The sequence below is a fragment of the Thermococcus sp. 101 C5 genome, assembly GCF_009372125.1.
GTDB classification, from domain to species: domain Archaea; phylum Methanobacteriota_B; class Thermococci; order Thermococcales; family Thermococcaceae; genus Thermococcus_A; species Thermococcus_A bergensis.
In genome coordinates, this window is record NZ_WHIZ01000004.1 from 1 (window position 1) to 14,187 (window position 14,187).

General features: G+C 44.0%; 14 protein-coding genes and 1 pseudogene. 9 read left to right on the plus strand and 6 right to left on the minus strand.

The window, feature by feature from the left end:
• Positions 1-59: 59 nt before the first annotated feature.
• Positions 60-371: pseudogene (locus GBV73_RS00925) on the minus strand (NDP-sugar synthase); the annotation flags it as partial.
• Between the two features lie 105 nt (positions 372-476).
• Between GBV73_RS00925 and GBV73_RS00930 the strand changes: the two are divergent.
• From GBV73_RS00930 to GBV73_RS00950, 5 genes are all read left to right on the plus strand, one after another.
• Entirely contained in the window at positions 477-2,351 is a 1,875-nt protein-coding gene (locus GBV73_RS00930; RefSeq protein ID WP_152878763.1) for a phosphoenolpyruvate carboxykinase (GTP), read from the plus strand.
• 136 nt (positions 2,352-2,487) lie between these two features.
• Positions 2,488-3,672, plus strand: coding sequence for a magnesium transporter (locus tag GBV73_RS00935; RefSeq protein ID WP_152878764.1), 1,185 nt, complete (start codon positions 2,488-2,490; stop codon positions 3,670-3,672).
• Positions 3,673-3,728: 56 nt separating this feature from the next.
• Positions 3,729-4,346, plus strand: coding sequence for a potassium channel family protein (locus GBV73_RS00940; protein WP_152878765.1), 618 nt, complete (start codon positions 3,729-3,731; stop codon positions 4,344-4,346).
• Positions 4,333-4,929: a potassium channel family protein gene (locus tag GBV73_RS00945; RefSeq protein WP_152878766.1), complete on the plus strand. Its 597-nt coding sequence runs from the start codon at positions 4,333-4,335 to the stop codon at positions 4,927-4,929. Before GBV73_RS00940 ends, GBV73_RS00945 begins: the two co-directional genes overlap by 14 nt.
• A gap of 40 nt (positions 4,930-4,969) precedes the next feature.
• Positions 4,970-5,440 carry a hypothetical protein gene (locus GBV73_RS00950; protein ID WP_152878767.1) on the plus strand — a complete coding sequence of 157 codons (471 nt, stop codon included), beginning with the start codon at positions 4,970-4,972 and terminating at the stop codon, positions 5,438-5,440.
• Here the strand turns inward: GBV73_RS00950 and GBV73_RS00955 are convergent.
• Genes GBV73_RS00955 through GBV73_RS00970 form a run of 4 tightly spaced genes read right to left on the minus strand, consistent with a single transcriptional unit; the run spans position 5,437 to position 9,625 of the window.
• Positions 5,437-6,948, minus strand: coding sequence for a metallophosphoesterase (locus GBV73_RS00955; protein WP_152878789.1), 1,512 nt, complete (start codon positions 6,946-6,948; stop codon positions 5,437-5,439). The genes GBV73_RS00950 and GBV73_RS00955 overlap by 4 nt on opposite strands.
• A gap of 5 nt (positions 6,949-6,953) precedes the next feature.
• Positions 6,954-7,364 (minus strand): cyclic nucleotide-binding/CBS domain-containing protein, encoded by a 411-nt coding sequence (locus GBV73_RS00960; RefSeq protein WP_152878768.1) that lies wholly within the window; start codon positions 7,362-7,364, stop codon positions 6,954-6,956.
• A gap of 60 nt (positions 7,365-7,424) precedes the next feature.
• Complete coding sequence (locus GBV73_RS00965; protein ID WP_152878769.1) at positions 7,425-8,324, minus strand: 2-phosphoglycerate kinase; 900 nt, start codon at positions 8,322-8,324, stop codon at positions 7,425-7,427.
• Entirely contained in the window at positions 8,321-9,625 is a 1,305-nt protein-coding gene (locus GBV73_RS00970; protein WP_042698939.1) for a 2,3-phosphoglycerate synthetase, read from the minus strand. Before GBV73_RS00970 ends, GBV73_RS00965 begins: the two co-directional genes overlap by 4 nt.
• 132 nt (positions 9,626-9,757) lie before the next feature.
• Between GBV73_RS00970 and wtpA the strand changes: the two genes are divergently transcribed.
• The 4 genes from wtpA (at position 9,758) to GBV73_RS00990 (ending at position 13,849) form a co-directional block, all read left to right on the plus strand.
• Positions 9,758-10,831, plus strand: a complete 1,074-nt coding sequence (gene wtpA / locus GBV73_RS00975) for a tungstate ABC transporter substrate-binding protein WtpA (RefSeq protein ID WP_152878770.1) — start codon at positions 9,758-9,760, stop codon at positions 10,829-10,831.
• Between the two features lie 31 nt (positions 10,832-10,862).
• Positions 10,863-11,606 (plus strand): tungstate ABC transporter permease WtpB, encoded by a 744-nt coding sequence (gene wtpB, locus GBV73_RS00980; protein WP_152878771.1) that lies wholly within the window; start codon positions 10,863-10,865, stop codon positions 11,604-11,606.
• Entirely contained in the window at positions 11,599-12,633 is a 1,035-nt protein-coding gene (gene wtpC / locus GBV73_RS00985) for a tungstate ABC transporter ATP-binding protein WtpC (protein WP_152878772.1), read from the plus strand. Before wtpB ends, wtpC begins: the two co-directional genes overlap by 8 nt.
• A gap of 106 nt (positions 12,634-12,739) precedes the next feature.
• Positions 12,740-13,849, plus strand: a complete 1,110-nt coding sequence (locus tag GBV73_RS00990) for an aromatic amino acid transport family protein (protein ID WP_152878773.1) — start codon at positions 12,740-12,742, stop codon at positions 13,847-13,849.
• On the opposite strand, the gene GBV73_RS00995 is transcribed toward GBV73_RS00990, so the two are convergent.
• Positions 13,825-14,106 carry a hypothetical protein gene (locus GBV73_RS00995; protein WP_042698954.1) on the minus strand — a complete coding sequence of 94 codons (282 nt, stop codon included), beginning with the start codon at positions 14,104-14,106 and terminating at the stop codon, positions 13,825-13,827. The two genes, GBV73_RS00990 and GBV73_RS00995, sit on opposite strands and share 25 nt — an antisense overlap.
• Positions 14,107-14,187 lie beyond the last annotated feature (81 nt).

The window sequence follows — 14,187 nt, forward strand, 5'->3', positions numbered from 1 at the left end:
TAATGTGTTATGGTCTGAAAATCCTCCTCAGAGTCAAATACTGTTTAAATAACAGGGGGTGAAACTAAACACGCCCCTTCTATTTTATCAACGACTTTTTTTGTAGCTCCTGCGGTTCCGAGCTTTATGTTGTCCCCATTTGAGTAGTGTATTTGAACACCAAACTCACTTCCGTCTCCAAAGTACTCCATAATCCTCTCTTTGAGGTACCCGACTAATACAAATATTTCCTCTACTCCCGCGTTTACTAGGGCGTTGACCATGTACTCCATCATGGGTTTGTTGAAAAATGGAATCATTGGCTTGGGGCGGTAGACTGTTAGAGGAAGCAATCTTGTTCCCTTTCCGCCCGCTAGAATCACCGCTTGCATATAGTTGCCACCATAGTGTTTAGGAATTTTTCAGTTAATATAATTTATGGTGTTCGTTGAAAAGCTTTTTAATCCATCGTTGAGCAATGTTTTACGGTGATGTAAATGGGACCTCTGGAATACCTTAAAAATAGGCTTGACCCAGAACAGTTTGAGAAAATTAAGGCAATCGACAACCCTGAACTTCATGAATTTCTGGCAAAATATATCGATCTTTTGAATCCCGCAAAGGTTTTTGTTTGCACCGATTCAAAGGAAGATGAAGAGTATGTAAGAAGAAAGGCCATTGAATACGGGGAGGAGAAACCCCTCGCAATGGACGGACACACCGTCCACTACGATGGCTATTATGATCAAGCTCGGGACAAGGCCAGGACTAAAATCTTGGTTCCTAAGGGTGTGGAGATTCCGTTCGTAAATACTATGGACAGGGAAGAAGGGCTTAAGGAGATTCACGAAATCATGAAGGATATTGCAAAGGGTAAAGAGCTTTTTGTATGCTTCTTTGTTCTCGGACCCAAGAACTCTATTTTCACAATCCCTGCTGTTCAGCTTACGGATTCGGCCTATGTTGCTCACAGTGAGTTTATCCTCTACAGAAAGGGTTACGAGGAGTTTAAGCGCCTGGGAAGAGAAGCAAAGTTTTTGAAATTTGTACACTCTGCTGGAGAACTTGACGAAAGGAAGACCAGCAAGAACATAGACAAGAGGAGGATTTACATTGACCTTGAAGGGGAGACCGTTTATTCGGCAAACACCCAGTACGGTGGCAACACAATAGGGCTCAAAAAGCTTGCTTTTAGGCTTACAATTAGAAGAGCCGTTCAAGAGGGCTGGTTGAGCGAGCACATGTTTCTTATGCGCGTGAACGGTCCCAATGGTAGAAAGACTTACTTCACCGGAGCCTATCCCTCAATGTGCGGTAAAACCTCAACAGCAATGATTTCGTGGGAGAACATAGTAGGGGATGACTTGACGTTCATCGTTGACATGAAGGGAGAAGCCAGAGGGGCCAACGTCGAGAAGGGAGTTTTTGGAATAATTCAGGGAGTCAACCAAGAGGATGACCCGATAATTTGGGAAGTGCTGCATTCACCGAATGAGATAATATTCTCAAACGTGCTCGTTAAAGACGGGAAGCCCTACTGGAATGACATGGGGATCCCAATTCCAGAAGAGGGAGAAAACCACAGCGGAAAATGGTGGAAAGGGAAGAAAGATGCTGAGGGTAACGAAATCCCGCCGAGCCACAAAAATGCTCGCTTTACCGTTAGCCTTGAAGCTTTCCCAAACGCTGACCTGGAAGCCCTTGAAGCTCCATGCGGGGTTAGGATTGGGGGAATGATATTCGGTGGCAGAGATGCAGATACTTGGCCTCCTGTGAGAGAGGCCTTTGACTGGGCACACGGAGTAGTTACCATGGGTGCAGCACTGGAAAGCGAGACCACTGCAGCTACTCTTGGAAAGGAAGGGGTAAGGGCATTCAACCCAATGGCGATTTTAGATTTCCTCAGCGTTCACATTGGAGACTACCTCAGAAACTACCTTGAATTTGAGAAGAAGCTGAGAATAAAGCCAAAGATATTTGCCGTTAACTACTTCCTGAGGGATAAAGACGGCAACTGGCTGAACCACAAGCTAGACAAAGCCGTGTGGCTCAAGTGGATGGAGCTGAGGGTTCACGGGGATGTTGATGCAATAGAGACTCCCGTTGGGTACATTCCAAAATATGAAGACCTGAAGAGGCTCTTTAAGGAAGTTCTTAACAAAGATTACAGCAGGGAGGACTACGAAAAGCAGTTCACCATAAGGGTTCCAGAGTTCCTTGCCAAGATAGAGAGGATTGAGAAGATTTATAGGGATGTTGGCAATATCCCGGAAGAGCTCTTTAAGGTCTTGGAGAAGGAAAGAGAAAGACTTCTTAAGGCTAAGGAGAAGTATGGGGACTACATATCTCCATTCCAGTTAGAAAAGAGTTAGCATATGCAAGGAACCCTATCTCCATTCTTTTTTCTTTAGCTGGGGTCACCAAAATCTTTTTATATAATTTTTTGAAGATTTACTCGGTAAGGTAGGAGAAAATAGCATGGAGGGAGCGAAATGAGGGGGGAGGAATATGAAAAACCTCCAAGTAGTGCTCTGGAGGGAGCTTTCAGAGAAGTTCAGAGAGGCATTGATAGCACTTCCGGCGCTAATAGTTTGTCTTATTCTGGACTTCTTTGCTGGAGCATTCTTGGGTAGGTTTTTTGAAAAGATTATGCTGAGCTATCCGGTTATATTTGTAATTCTCCCGGGTCTTATGGGATTGAGGGGCAACATTTTCGGTGCAATGGCTTCTCGTTTTACTACCATGCTCCACCTTGGTGAGATGGAACCAAAGCTTAGAGATAAGAATGTTGTAAAAAACATCTTCTTGGGTATTCTTCTGTCAGTGCTCCCTGTTGTTGTGCTTTGGATTGTGGGAGTCATTAAGGTCGGGAATGTTGCATCAGGAGTAATTGTTCTTTTAATCGTGCTGACTTCTACAATTTTTGTTAGCTTGATAATGGGTTATGCTACTGCTATTGCCACGGTATTACCTTTTAAGAGAGGTATTGACCCCGATACTGTTGCAGCTCCGCTGGTAACTTCTGCTGGTGATCTTGTTACGATACCTTTTTTGGTACTCTTTATTCTTCTCCATGAAGATCTCCCGCGTCTTTTTGATATTCTAGTGCTTCTGGCAGTTTTTCTTTTGCTGGTTATGGGTTTCAGAACAAAATTTGAAAGTGAAGAAAAGCGCATGGTTGGGGAAATTCTGGGGATTATTGGGGTTTTAGCACTTTTCTCAAGCATTTCGGGAGGGCTACTCGAATCTTACAGTGAGGTTATCTACGCATCAGTGGTGTTCAGTGTTATGTATCCCGCAATTCTTGATACTGCCGGGAATTATGGATCCATTATTGGGGCAAAAACTTCAACGAAGCTTCACCTTGGAGAAATCGAGAGTGTTCTTAACAGAGATTCTCTCTTGGACATTTTCGTATACTTTGTGACAAGCTTTTTCATCGCGATTTTGATGAACGTAGTGGCAATAGGGGTTGTAAAGGTGAGCTTGGGGAAGAATGTGGGGTTGGTTTTCCCGTTTATCATTCTTTATCCATTCTTGGTCTTGTTTAACATGTTTATAGGGTACTTCTTTGCAATAATCTTTGATAGGCTTGGGTTGGATCCGGATAATGCCACTGTTCCAACTATAACGACTTTAGCGGATATATTTTCAACTCTATTCACTGTAGGAGTTGCTTATTTGATTGTTTAAGTTTGAGAAAACCTTAAAAGAAAGGGGATATGAGATAAAAACGGGAGGATAAGAGGATGGAAGAGTTTGAGGAGTTTGAGTATAAGCCTAAAAGTGTTAAGGAAATTTTCATAGAAATGAAAAATATTGTTGAGCTCATGATTGATCTCGCTTATACCGCAATTCTCTTTAAAGATAGAGAAATAGCTGAGGAAGTGCTTGACCTCGAGGAGAGAATGGATCTCCTTAATTACCACCTCATGACGCATGCAGTTTTAGCGGCTAGGAACCCAAGAGAGGCCGAGCAGATAACCTCCGTCCTGCAGATGGCGAATTCAATAGAAGACATCTCAAACGCTGCTGGAGACCTGGCAAAGATGGTTCTTGAGGGTGTTGAGCTTCATCCGGTGATTACTGAGGCGATTATGGAAAGCGAGGAAGTAATAGCAAAAATCCCTGTCTCCGGGGATTCTGTTATTGTTGGAAAAACACTCGGAGAACTTAATCTTGCCACCAACACCGGTGTCTGGGTAATAGCGGTAAAGAGAGGCAAAAGGTGGATTTTTGCCCCCGACAAGGACTTCAAGATAAAGCCCGGGGACATTTTGATAGGGAGGGGAACGCATACGTCGGTTGAGCACCTCAAAGAGATTGCGAGGGGAGTTATTAGGGTGGTTGGCGATGAAAGAGCTTGAGGAGATAAGAGGCTGTTTAATAGAGATGAAAAACCTCTCTTCGCTAATGGTTGACCTTGCTTTTTCCGCCGTCATGTACGACAGCGAGGACATAGCTGATGAGGTTTATATCCTAGAAGAAAAAATGGACGAGCTTACGTTAAAGGTGAAAAAGCTTGCTTTGAGGGCCGCTAAGCATGAAGAAAATCCCGAGACACTCTTAAGTATAATTGAGATGGCCACAATAAACGAGCAGATAAGCGATTCTGCCTATGAAATAGCCGATCTTGTTCTCAGGGACGTTGAGCCACACCCCATAATAAGGAAAATAATGCACGATGTTGATGAAGAAATAGGGCGCATAAAGGTTAACAGGGGATCAATACTAATAGGACAATCCCTCAAACAGCTCAAGCTTCCGACTAAAGTGGGTGTGAGAGTGATAGCGATAAAGCGGGGAGGGAAATACATTTATAACCCCTCCAAGGACGAGAAAATCGAAGAGGGGGACATATTAATAGCTGTAGGTTCAGGAATTGATCGCCTGAGGGAGCTTTCCAATGAAAAAGGGGAGGAAGGAGAGTTCATAGAAGAAGAGGAATAGTTATAAACTCCTTTTTGAAAGGAGAAATGGAGGATTTGAAATGAAAGTTGAAGGATTTGTTGCAAGTTTAAAAAACGCTGAAACAATCGAGGAGCTCTTTGACATACTTGAAAAGAAGGGCGCACCGGTTATAGAGTTTGATGGACAGAAGACTCTCGTAGTTGTTGAAGGGGACTTTGAGGGAAAGCCGTTTTGGACTGAAATAAACGGTAAAAAGGCTAACTTTGCCCTTGGAGATGCAATGTTGAACTCTGCGAGCTTCCCCTTCAAGTGTAAGAAGCCCTACACCGGTGGAAATGCCATATTCGTGAACTTCGAAAACATAGAGAGTGAGGAATTCCTTGTTGCTTATAGGTCAGAAGATACAATAAGGGCGTTTCATGTGAAAGGTAGTGATGTTAAAAAAATAGACGAGAAAAAATACAAAGAGCTTATTGCCAAAATGCCCGAGTTCAAAGTTAAGGGCTTCTCTGAAGAGCAGATGGACATGATGGGTGCCTTCTTCGGCTAAGCCCACGGCACTTTTGTTTTTATTTTCCATATCCCGAGAAGTTTTCTTGAGCCCCAAGTCGCCTGTATTTCAAATGCCGCTATCATGTCTTCATAGATGTCTATTAAGTTGAAGGAGTTTCCAAATGGGTTTCTATGGAGCTCCCAGCTTATCGAGCCTGCGTTTATTATTGGAGTTTCCTCAACTTTTATTCCAAGCGTATTGCCACCGTGACCGGTTAAAACTAACTCTGCCTTTTCTTCTGTCAGTATTTTCAAAACGTTGCCACCATCTTCCAGAAATCCTATCTCTCTGCTTCTGGGTATCGGAATTATATTGTGGTGCATTACAACAACCTTAAACTTATCTTCGTGCTCTCTCAGATGCTGCTTCAAAATCTTCTGACCTATTCTTCCAACCACACCTATAGGAGTCTCATATTGGGCTGAGATTATCGGGATGAAGGCAAAACTGTCCATTTCCAGAATTTTTGGTTCTCCAAAATATTCTCTGAAGAGCTCGTAGCCGAGGTAAGTGATGTCGTTGTGGCCCGGCACTATAATCTTCTCCGGCTTAATTTTTTCCCAGAACTCGTAGGCCTTTGCATAATAACGCTCTGTTCCAACATCTACCACGTCTCCGCAGTGGATAACTAAGTCGGGCTTATATTTTTCGTTGATGGCTTTAATTGCGTTTTTCAAAATTCTCTCCCTGAAATAAACCCTGTCTGATACATTACTCTCGCTCATCTGGACGATTCTTAGCAGCCTTCTTTTCTTTGGAACGAAAATCCTCTGCTTTTTGATTTTGAATTCCCTTCTTGCGATTTCTCCCGTCACTCGCTTTATGCTTACCGAGATTTTTCCATCTTCCTTGATTTTAATTATGTTGTAGCTGTTTACGTCGCCTTTTCTGGTCTTTCTGCAGGAGGTGCAACCAGCGTTTGCCACTATGAGCCCTTCAACTTTGTAGATGTTGGGTACGTGTTTGTGGCCGCAGATATAGAGGTTGACTTCATGCTTTAAAAGCAAGTCTAAAACATCTCCAGCATTGAACAAGACGTTCCTTTCCCTCCCCGTGTCTGGTAGAGGGACTAAATGGTGGTGGGAGGCAACAATCTTGAACTTTTTGTGGGAATACTCCTCCAGCTTTTCTTTAAGCCACTGGAACTTGTATCCGCCTATCCTTCCATCGCTTAGGTCCGGTATCGTGGAATCAACCCATATAATGACGAGGTCGTCCTTCTCATAAACGCCATTTAGCGGCCCTATATACTTCTCAAATAGCTCATAGCCGACGTTTCTTGCATCATGGTTTCCGGGAACAACTATTAGGGGCTTCTGAATCTTTTTTAATTCATAACTTGCCCTCTCGTATTCTTCTTTCAACCCTTCATTTGTCACGTCCCCCGTGTGAACAACTATATCATAGTCGAGCGTGTTGATTTCGTTGGCTATTAAATCGTAGGCGTACCCCTTGTAGGCTTCACCGCTGGTTATGTGGGTGTCGCTTATGTGGGCTATTTTCATTTCCATCACTCTGCCGCTATCGACGTTTCGAGCTTTCTTCTGCTTGCCTCAAGCAGATCGCTCAGCGTAAAAATCCCCACTACTTTTCCTTCTTCTTTGATCAGTATGTGTTTTATCCTCTTTGCCGCCATAATTTTCAAAACTTCTTTTAGGGGAGTGTTGGCGTCTACAGTGATGAGTTCTTTTGTCATAATCTCCTTCACGGGTGTTGTGTAGGGCAGACCGGGAACGATTACCCTTCTTATAACATCGCTTTTTGTAAAGAAGCCCACTACGCTGTCGTTTTCATCAACAACCACAAGAGAACCGATGTCAAACTCTACCATTACCTTGCACGCCTCTTGGACACTATCCTCAGGTCCCACCCCTATGAGTTTCTTTGTCATATAAACTTTAATAGGTGCATTTTCATCCATGGGAATCACCGCAAAAGCTCTCAACATTAGTTGGACTCAAAAGATAAAAGAGTTTTGTCCTTAAACTGAGAGTTCAATACCTCTTTCTTTAAGCCGTTTTGGTATCTCTTCCATGAGATTGTTCATTATTGCATTTACCGACTGTTCGAGCTCGACGTTCTCTATAATCGGAATTCCATGTTCTTTTGCTTTTTCGATTAAATACTCTTGGATGCGCATTATGTTGTCTATGTTTTTCACGTAGTATTCTGCCGGCCTGAGGCTGTAACGGGCCCTTTCATAGAACCTTGCTTCAAGTGCCTCAAGGTTTTTTACAGTTATGAGATACATAAAGCTTCTGTCGTTCAGGCTTACATAACCCGGAACAAGGTGGATTCCTTCTATTATCGTGTTGAAACCCTCTCTATAAGAACGCTCTACAACGGCGTTAATTCCCACTGTTACGTACCTCACTTGGTTCTCAAACCCGTATAGGAGGGGGTCCACTCCCTTTGGCAAATTTCTTAGCTCTTTCCATGCCAGAAACGATGATGTATGGATTGATGGCAAGAGGTCTTTGCTTATTATCTTCCTCATTACCTCTCTGACGGTATCAGTCCCTATGATGGTTCTTACTCCAAGCCTAAAGGCCAGCTCTGTTGCTAACGTGGATTTTCCAACCCCTGTTGCTCCTCCAAGGAGGATTATCATCGGGTACTTCAGCTTTCTGAGCTCATGCCAGAAAAGGTACCTTCTGGCGGCGTCTTTTAGTCCATGATCCAGGAGCTTCTTATAGGTCATCTTTCGGATGTCCTCTTTGGTAATGATCTTTGTCTTTTTTCTCTCGAGTTCCTTTACTATCTCCGCAGCTATTGAGTAGGCAACTCCAACGTCAACACCAGCTGAGGTTATTGACCTTGTCAGGATGCCTCTTGAAAAGGGCAGCTTGGTGTTTTTCTCAGGGTCAACGACGATTATCATCTGACATCCCCTCTGAGTTCTCTTCCGATTTTCAGAATCGCTTCCTTCAAGTCCTTACCGTCCATATTCACCGGCTCGTTGTCAAGGTAAATTATTTCTTTTCCGCGCTGGAGGACTTCCTTTGTAACCACATCCACAGCCGCTGCCTTAAGCTCCACTATAACCGTATCGTAATCATCAAAGCGCTTTAGATCCTCCCTCAGTTTTGCTCTGTTTGATAGGTTCGGGCTTTTTCCAACTATCTCCACTCCATAGTTTTCTTCAAGATGCTTTGCCGCCTTCTCAAGCCCTTCTGGAGGTGCGGTCATGACAAGAAGGGCTTTTTTGCCCCTCACATCTCCCAGAGGCCTCGGCTTGAAGGCCGTTAGATGTATATCTGCTTTTGGGTTTATGTATTTCAAAACTCTCTGGAGCTCTTGAAGCTTCTCTTTGCTTACCATATCGGCAAGTGTAACCACGATTAAGTCCGCCAATCCCACTCTAAACGGACCGAAATAGCTCCTTATGAACTCAATCCTCTGAGTTGCACCGACGACGGTTATGTATTTGTCTGCCTTAACCGCGGGAAAAGTTGCACCGCTTCCCTCGAGTATCACGATATCCCCTTCAAGCTTTTCCGCAAGCTTTACTCCCTTGTCAACTATGTCAAAAAAGCTGAAGCCTGCCATTCCGCCCCCACATCTTCTGCATCCAATGGTTAAAACTCTAGCGGTTAGGGCGTCTTCAAAATGGTCAGAAGCAGCATGCTTGCCTGACTCCGCAATTTTTACCAGAAACTCGGGAGTTATCTCTATCTTATCTCCCTCAATTATCTCCGGCTCTTCCGGCCCTCCCCTGCCCATTGTTACTATTATGGGCTTTGCGATTTGTTTTAGAGTTCTTGCAACAAAACCACTTACCGCTGTTTTTCCAACTCTTTTGCCGGTTCCGAGTATTGTTATGCTCGGTTTGCTTATTTTTAACATCTTCTTGGGGGAGAACTCAAAATCAGCGCCCCTGTATTTTATTCCATGCTTTAGGAGCACTGCCGCTATTCTAAACCTGTCCTCATAGTTCACCACTGGTTCGTCGCTCAAATCAATAACTTCTTCAATTTTGTTCTCTTTGATAGCTCGCTCTATCTCAATAAGATAGTCCTCACCAGAATACAGCTTGACACCTATTTTTTTCTCAAGAGACTTAATATCCCCTATCTTTTCCGTACCTCCCAAAAACACGGCACAACATACGTCCTTGAGCTGCTTAATAGCCCAAGCCGTTACATCTGGATAGTGCTCCCCGTCAATAAGCACCATTCTCATTTTCTCACCTTTAAAAGTTTAGGATAGCTAAGTATAAAATCCTTCTGGAGTAAGCAAACTGGCTTAACTTTAACACATCTGTTTGCCCAAAATGTTTAAATGTTTAAAGTGGAGTATTCTTCTGGTGGTTTGATGAAACGAGCATCATTGATCCTTGTGGGGGTTCTCCTCTTTGCGATAATTGCCAGCGGCTGCATTGGGGACAATGGAATTAAGGACACTGGAACGAAGGAAAGCATTACTCTTCCATCAGGACAAACGGAACTCCAAAAATCAACTTTGAAGATTTTCCATGCTGGCTCTCTGAGTGAGCCCTTAAAAGACGTCAGCGAGGCTTTCAGGGAATATGCTAAAACCCTTGGCTATGATGTGGAAATTCAAGCAGAGGCTAGTGGAAGTGTTATGGCCGTTAGAAAGGTCACAGACTTGGGGAAAAAAGCCGATATTGTTGCCCTTGCGGATTATACCCTAATCCCTCAGTTGCTGGTGCCCAACTATACGGACTTTTACGTCCTTTTTGCGACCAATGAGATAGTCATAGCATTCACCGATAAGAGCAGATACGCTGATGAAATCAACTCCAACAACTGGTACGAAATTCTGGCGAGAGAGGAGGTTTCCTTTGGATTCAGCGACCCCAATCAGGATCCCTGTGGCTACAGAAGCCTTATGGTGATGAAGCTTGCCGATATCTATTATGGAAAGCCGATTTTTGAGACTCTGGTGGAGAGGAACACCAACATATATGCCGAAGGAAACCACATAGTTGCCCCAAAGGAGATTCAAATCAAGACTGACAAGGTTGTTATAAGGCCAAAGGAAACGGACTTAACTGGCTTGGTGGAGAGCGGTAGTCTGGACTACTATTTCATCTACAAAAGCGTTGCAATGCAGCATAACTTGAGATTCGTTGAACTGCCCAAAGAAATCAATCTGAAGGATTTTGCCTTGGCAGAGCACTACGGGCAGGTTTCAATAACACTGGGCTCAACAGGGAAAACCATCAAAGCAAAGCCGATTGTTTATGGGGTCACAGTTCTAAAAGATGCTCCCAACAGGGAGCTTGCCCTCGAGTACCTGAAGTTCTTGCTTAGTGAGAAGGGCAGGGAAATCTTTGAGAAGAACCATCAGGATTTCATATGGCCACCTGTTGGATTTGGAAACATTCCAGAGGAGATCAAAGATGGAGTGGAGGTAGAGGGCTAAACTTTTTATCTTTTTCTTCAGAGGTGAGGGTATGAGGGATTACGTAACATGGTTTTTCGCTCTGCTCGGCACGTTCCTTGTTCTGTACATCCTCCTTCCGTTAGCCGTTATCATAGGGAAGCAACTTTTCGACTGGGAGATGCTAGTAGAGACGCTCCACGATGGCCTTGTTTTGGAAGCCCTTAAAAATTCTTTCCTAACTTCCACGGCTGCAATGCTGATTTCCCTCCTTTTTGGAGTCCCCCTTGGTTATGTGCTCGCAAGGAAGGATTTTGTGGGGAAGAGTTTTGTCCAGGCGGTTGTTGACGTCCCAATAGTCATCCCACACTCCGTTGTTGGCATAATGCTTCTTGTGACATTTTCAAACAAAATTCTGGACAGCTATCTCGGAATAATAATGGCAATGCTTTTTGTCTCTGCACCTTTCACAATCAACGCTGCCAGAGACGGGTTTTTGGCGGTAGATGAGAAGCTTGAGCATGTGGCAAGAACCTTGGGGGCGAGTAAGTTAAAGGCATTCCTCACGGTTTCCCTCCCAATTGCAATGCCCTCTATTCTGAGCGGTGCCATAATGACGTGGGCGAGGGCGATAAGCGAAGTGGGAGCAATCCTAATCGTTGCATATTACCCAAAAACTGCGCAGGTTCTGGTCATGGAGTACTTTAACAACTATGGCTTGAGGGCTTCAAGGCCGATTTCTGTTATCCTTGTGCTGCTCAGCTTGGGCATCTTCGTTGTTCTAAGGTGGCTTGTAGGGAGGTCGAGAAATGCTTAGGGTTGAGAACGTTAGCAAAGACTGGAAAGAGTTCAGAATTAGAGATGCCAATTTTGAGGTTAAGAAGGGGGAGTACTTCGTAATTTTGGGACCCAGTGGCGCTGGAAAGACCCTTCTCCTTGAAATTATTGCTGGTATATTCATTCCTGACTCAGGGAGAGTCTTTGTTGAGGGGGTTGATGTAACCTTCCTTCCACCGGAGAAGAGAAACCTAGCCTACATACCCCAAAACTACGCTCTCTTTCCCCATATGAAGGTTTACGATAACATAGCCTACGGGCTAAAGCTTAAAAAAGTCCCGAAAAATGAAATTGAAAAGAGGGTTAAGGAGATAGCAGAAATCCTTGGAATTTCTCACCTTTTGCACAGAAAACCAAAAACATTAAGCGGCGGTGAAGCCCAAAGAGTGGCTATAGCCAGGGCTTTGGTGCTGGAGCCGAGTTTAATACTCCTTGACGAGCCCTTTGCGAATCTGGATGTCCAAACAAGGGCTAGGTTAATTCAGGAAATGAAGCGCTGGAGAAAGGAGCTCAGCTTTACAGCTTTACACGTGACGCATTCGTTCGAGGAAGCTGTTAGCCTTGGGGATAGGGTTGGCGTAATGCTGAACGGTAGGTTAATCCAAACCGGAGAAGTCAGGGAAGTTTTCTCCAAGCCCAAAAATGAGGAAGTCGCAAGGTTTCTTGGATTTGAGAACATAATCGAAGGGATTGCGGAGGGGAGAGTATTAAGGGCAAACGGGATTTCAATAGAGCTGCCGGGAGAATTTAAAGGCAAGCTGAGAATTGGAATAAGGCCTGAGGATATTGTCATATCCAGCGAACCCATAAAAACCTCTGCAAGAAACGAATTCAAGGCTAAAGTTCTGGCGGTTGAAGATTTGGGGTCTTTGGTAAGGTTAACACTTGGTATTGGTGGAATCGAGCTTAGGGCTTTTATCACCCGTTCTTCCCTTGTGGAAATGGGGATTGAAGAGGGAAGCGAAGTATACCTGAGCTTTAAAGCAACGGCAATTCATGTCTTTTAATGCGTGTAAGTATACTCCAGTGTATTTATTTGTCTTTTATAGAGCTTTTCTTTACATATAGCAAGTCTTTTATATCTATGAAATCCCTTTCACAACAGGTGAGAACATGAAGAGGCTGACACTCGCTGAGGCAAGTGCAATACTTATAGGTACTCAAATCGGTGCGGGTGTTTTAGGCTTACCTTACGCACTGAGGGAAGCGGGAATTCTTGGAGTTTTGGTCGTGGTTTTGGCAGGACTAATGACGCTTTTGACGGCTCTCTTCGTCCTTGAGGTCTCGTCCAAAACTCCGGGAAAGAGCCTTTCAAAACTCACAGAAGAACACTTGGGAAAAATAGGTGGAGCTTTAATGTTTATCAGCATTTCCGCTCTGGCTTATGGGGCTCTCATAGCGTACATTGCAGGAAGTGCCGATATTTTATCCTCCTTGACTGGAGTTAAACCCGAACTCGCTGCTTTAGCTTTCTGGGGCATAATGAGCTTGATAGTCTATATGGGGCTTAAAGTATCCGGCGAGGCGGAGCTAACTCTAACAGCAGTCCTCCTTTTGGTTCTTGCACTGTCGATAGGTCTTGTTTTCGGAAAAATTGATGTGAAGAATTTATCTACTTTCAACACCTCTGCAGCTTTAAATGGGTTGGGAGTTGTGATTTTTGCTTATGTCAGCCACATGGTAATCCCTGAGCTCCTTAAAGGACTTGAAGATGTGAAAACAACAACAAAAGCAGTATTTATAGGCTACCTAGTCCCAATGGTTTTTTACGCTTTCTTTGCTCTTTCATTTGTAGGGGCCTTTGGTGCAGATACGCCTGAACTCGCAACAACTGCACTTGAGAGGTTATACGGAAGTCTGGGCAGAATTCTGGGCCTTGTATTGCCTCTTGCAGCAATATGCACGAGCTATATAGGTGTGGCGCTCTCAGAGATGGACAATATGAAAGATGTCCTGCGGATGAACAGGTCTTATGCATGGGCATTAACAGTGTTTCCACCTTTGCTGATATACTTTGCCGGTCTTAAGAGCTTTGTAAATGCCCTATGGCTGGCAGGAACTTTTGGAGGAATTCTCTATGCAGGCATACTGCCAACAGCGATGTATTTGAAGGCAAAGAGGCAGCATGGGAGCTTTCACCTTAACATTCCGCACTCAGTCGCTTACTTCTCTGGGCTGGTCTTCTTTGTGCTCTTCCTTTATTCACTCGCCTCTCTGGCGTGAATTTTATATTTTACCACATACCTTCCCTTTTCAAAATCTTCTTCCTCCTCAATGACCTCAACCGGCTCCACTTTTAGTTCAAACTCCATAGCCTCCCATTTGATGTCCTCAAAGTAATCAAAAAGCCCACAGGTCTTGCAGAAATAGCCTTTAAACTCAATTATCGCTTCATCGTCTCTTATCTCTATTATCTTGGCCTGGGCTTCGCTTCCATGAAGTCTGTTAAATTCCTCAATGGCTTTTTTAAGCTTCTCCATGACTCTCCCTGTTGGAATTTAGTTCTGGATCTTTAAATGATTCTGTTCGAAAATCGTATCAAAACTTTTAAAGTCCGGCTA